Origin of the sequence: Leucobacter soli (assembly GCF_042659205.1) — a bacterium.
GTDB classification, from domain to species: Bacteria; Actinomycetota; Actinomycetes; order Actinomycetales; family Microbacteriaceae; genus Leucobacter; species Leucobacter soli.
The window spans coordinates 1-3,555 of the sequence record NZ_JBHSRW010000226.1; the positions used below are offsets into that span (position 1 = coordinate 1).

Genomic DNA, 3,555 nt, shown 5'->3' on the forward strand with positions numbered 1-3,555 from the left:
CCAGACCTGCGGGCGCCGGGCGCCCGGCGAGCTCGGCCACGCGGCGCAGCTGCGCGCTCGTCGACACCGGCATCAGTCCCGGCAGGATCGGCATAGTGAGCCCCGCGCGTCGCGCATCCGCGACGAAGGAGAGGTACTCCTCAGCCTCGAAGAAGAGCTGCGTGATGCCGAGCTGGGCCCCGGCCTCCTGCTTCTCGACGAGCCAGTCGATGTCGGCCTCCCGCGACCGGGAGAGCGGGTGCCCGTTCGGGTAGACCGCGACCGAGGTGCGCCCCACGCTCGTGAACGGCGGCCGCTCCGCGCGGACCTCGGCGATGAACGCGATCAGCTCTGCGGAGCTGAGCGAGCCCGTGACGATCGGGTCGTCCTCCCGGACGCCTCGGGGCGCGTCGCCCCGGAGCGCGAGGAAGTCGTGGATGCCGGCATCCATCATTCCGAGGATCTCGGTGCGCAGCTCGTCGCGCGACTGCCCGACCGTCGTGAGGTGCGCCATGGGCAGCGCATCGGTGTTGTTGCGCAGATACTTCAGCAGGTCGAGCGAGGCGTCGCGGTTCGATCCGCTCGCGCCGTAGGTCACGGAGATGAAGTCGGGGCCGCTCGCCGAGAGGTGCTGCACCGCGTGCCCGAGCGCGAGCGCGGCGGCCTGGCTGCGGGCGGGGAACACCTCGAAGGAGAAGCGCACCCGCGTGGACGCGCTCCCGGTCAGCAGCGGATGCGACGGATCGTTCACGAGCCGGCCCCCAGCGCCTCGGCGGCGAGCGCGGTGCCGCGCACCCGAGCGGCGACCTTGGCGAAGGCCACGTCCCTCGCGAAGTCGGGCGAACCGTGCCGCGGCTTCTCATCCACCAGGTACGGGGAGAATCCGCAGTCGTCGGTGGAGCCGAGCCGCTCCGCGGGGATGAAGCGGGCGGCCGCGAGCAGCCCGTCCCGCACCTCCTCCGCGGTCTCGAGCTTCGGACTCCTCGGATCCGTGACGCCGATGAGGATCCGGGGCAGTCGCCCCGCCGAGCCGCGCGAGGCGAGCTCGTCGCCGATCAGCCGGGCCACGCGCAGCGGATCCCTCTCGCTCGCCGCCTGCACGAGGAAGTAGCCCGCCTCGATCTGGAGCAATTCGGGGATCAGCGCCGCGTAGTCGACATCGTCGCTGTGCGCCGAATCACGATCGTTGCCAGGGCAGGTGTGCACCCCGATGCGGTCACGCAGTCCGGGGTCGACACGGTCGAGCACCCGGTTGACCAGTTCGATGAAGCCTCGTAGCGCGGCGGGGCCGGCCCACGGCGCCCGCAGATCCCGGCGCAGAGCGAGCCGCCCCTCGGTGAAGTCGATCGACACCCGCGCCGCGCCCGCGGAGAAGCAACGGGCGATGTCCTCAGCGCACCCGGCGACGACGTCCTCGAGCAGTTCGTCCCGCGTGTACTCCCCGATGCCCTCGTCGGGGAGCATGAGCGAGAGCATCGACGGCGAGATGACCGCCTGCTTCAGCGGCAGCCCGGTGAGCCGCCGAGCGGCGAGCACGTCGTCGGCGGCCCACCGCTGGAACCGGAACGGCGCACGGACGAGCCGCGGCAGCACCCGGTGATGCCCGTCGGCGAAGACGGCGAAGACGGGGCCGGACTCTGCATCGCCGCGGCCCAGAGGGTAGGTCGCGAAGCTCGAGCGGCGCTGCTCGCCGTCGCTCACGATCGGCGATCCCGTCTCGGCGAGACGATCCAGCGTGTCGCGGACGGCCGCCTCCTGCTCCGCGGCGAGCTCGTCAGCGCCCAGCAGCCAGGCCTCCGTCTGCAGCACGGCCTGCTGCAGACGGAGGGTGCGCGGCATCGACCCCACCGGTTCGGTGGGCAGCAGACCCCAGGCGTGCGTCGCGTGCGTCTGGTTCGACCGCGTCTCGCTCGTCGGCGCCTCGCTCGTGTCCGTCACAGATGTCACTCTACGGGTTCGCGCACGGCCGCCGCCGCGAGCACGAGATTGGTGAGGCTCGCCACGGTCTCCTCGTAGCCGCGGGTCTTGAGCCCGCAGTCCGGGTTCACCCACAGCTGCTCGCCGGGGATGCGATCCGCCGCGAGACGGATCAGTTCGGTCTGCTCCGCGACGCTGGGCACGCGGGGCGAGTGGATGTCGTAGACGCCCGGGCCGATCCCGCGGGAGTAGCCGTGCTCCCCGAGCGGCTCGACCACATCCATGCGGCTGCGCGCGGCCTCGATCGAGGTGACGTCCGCATCCAGCCCGTCGACCGCGTCGATGATCTCGCCGAACTCCGAGTAGCAGAGGTGCGTGTGGATCTGCACCTCCGGTGCGGCACCCCCTGTCGCGAGACGGAACGCGCCGACCGACCAGTCGAGGTAGGCGGGCTGGCGCTCCGCATCGAGCGGGAGCAGCTCGCGGAGCGCGGGCTCATCGACCTGCACGATCGAGATACCGGCCGACACGAGGTCGTCGATCTCGTCCCGCAGCGCGAGCGCCACCTGGGCGGCCGTGTCGGCGAGCGGCTGGTCGTCGCGCACGAAGGACCAGGCGAGGATCGTGACGGGGCCGGTCAGCATGCCCTTCACCGGCTTCTCCGTGAGGGACTGCGCGTACGCGGACCATTCGACGGTGATCGGCGCCGGGCGCGATACATCGCCCCAGAGGATCGACGGGCGGGTCGCGCGGGTGCCGTAGGACTGCACCCAGCCGTGCTCGGTCACGGCGAACCCGTCGAGGTGCTCGGCGAAGTACTGCACCATGTCGTTGCGCTCGGCCTCGCCGTGCACGAGGACGTCGAGGCCGATCTCCTCCTGCAGGCGAATGACCCGCTCGATCTCTGCGCGCAGGAACCCGTCGTACGCATCGCGATCGATCTCGCCGCGCGTGAACGCCGCGCGGGCATTGCGGATCTCCGCGGTCTGGGGGAAGGATCCGATCGTGGTCGTGGCGAGCAGCGGGATTCCGAGCGCGCGCTGCGCGTCGCGGCGATCCTGCTCGGCCGCACGGCGACGATCCGGATCGGCGACCTTCGCGACCCGGGTGCGCACGTCGTCGACGCGCACGCCCGGGGCCGCCGCGCGATCCGCGAGCACCCGATCGGCGTCGGCGAGCTCCGCCTCGATCGCCTCGGCGCCGTGTTCGAGGCCGTGGGCGAGGACGCGAACCTGCCCGACCTTCTGGTCGGCGAACGCGAGCCACGACCTCAGCCGCGCATCGAGCTTCGTCTCCTCCTCGACGTCGTGCGGCACGTGCTGCAGCGAGTTCGAGGTCCCGACGACCACGTCGACACCCGCGGATCGCAACGCCTGGAGCGCGTCCGAGGCCGCACGCAGATCGGTGCGCCAAATGTTGCGTCCGTCGACGACACCCGCGACGAACTGCTTACCCGCGAACGCGCTCGCGACGAGCGCGCCGTCGTATGCACCGTCGGGCAGCGCGCCGCGCACGAGATCCGCATGAACGGCCTCGACCGGCAGGGCGGCGAGGCGCAGCAGAGCGCTCGACGCATCGCCGTAGGGGGCGGCGAGAAGGATCCGCGGGCGCGCGGCACTGGAGGCGCCCTCCCCAGAGCCGGCACTGAGCCGGGCGTAG

General features: G+C 71.9%; 3 protein-coding genes. All 3 read right to left on the bottom strand.

What is annotated here, in order from left to right; all coding sequences use genetic code 11:
* The coding region (locus ACFPZL_RS11205; protein ID WP_382335448.1) for a methylenetetrahydrofolate reductase at positions 1-730 on the bottom strand (730 nt) is incomplete at its 3' end.
* A complete protein-coding gene (locus ACFPZL_RS11210) occupies positions 727-1,917 on the bottom strand; it encodes a uroporphyrinogen decarboxylase/cobalamine-independent methonine synthase family protein (RefSeq protein WP_236021675.1) in 1,191 nt (396 codons plus the stop codon). The genes ACFPZL_RS11205 and ACFPZL_RS11210, both read right to left, overlap by 4 nt.
* Positions 1,918-1,922: 5 nt before the next feature.
* On the bottom strand, positions 1,923-3,555 hold a 1,633-nt coding region (metE, locus tag ACFPZL_RS11215; RefSeq protein ID WP_382335450.1), incomplete at its 5' end, for a 5-methyltetrahydropteroyltriglutamate--homocysteine S-methyltransferase.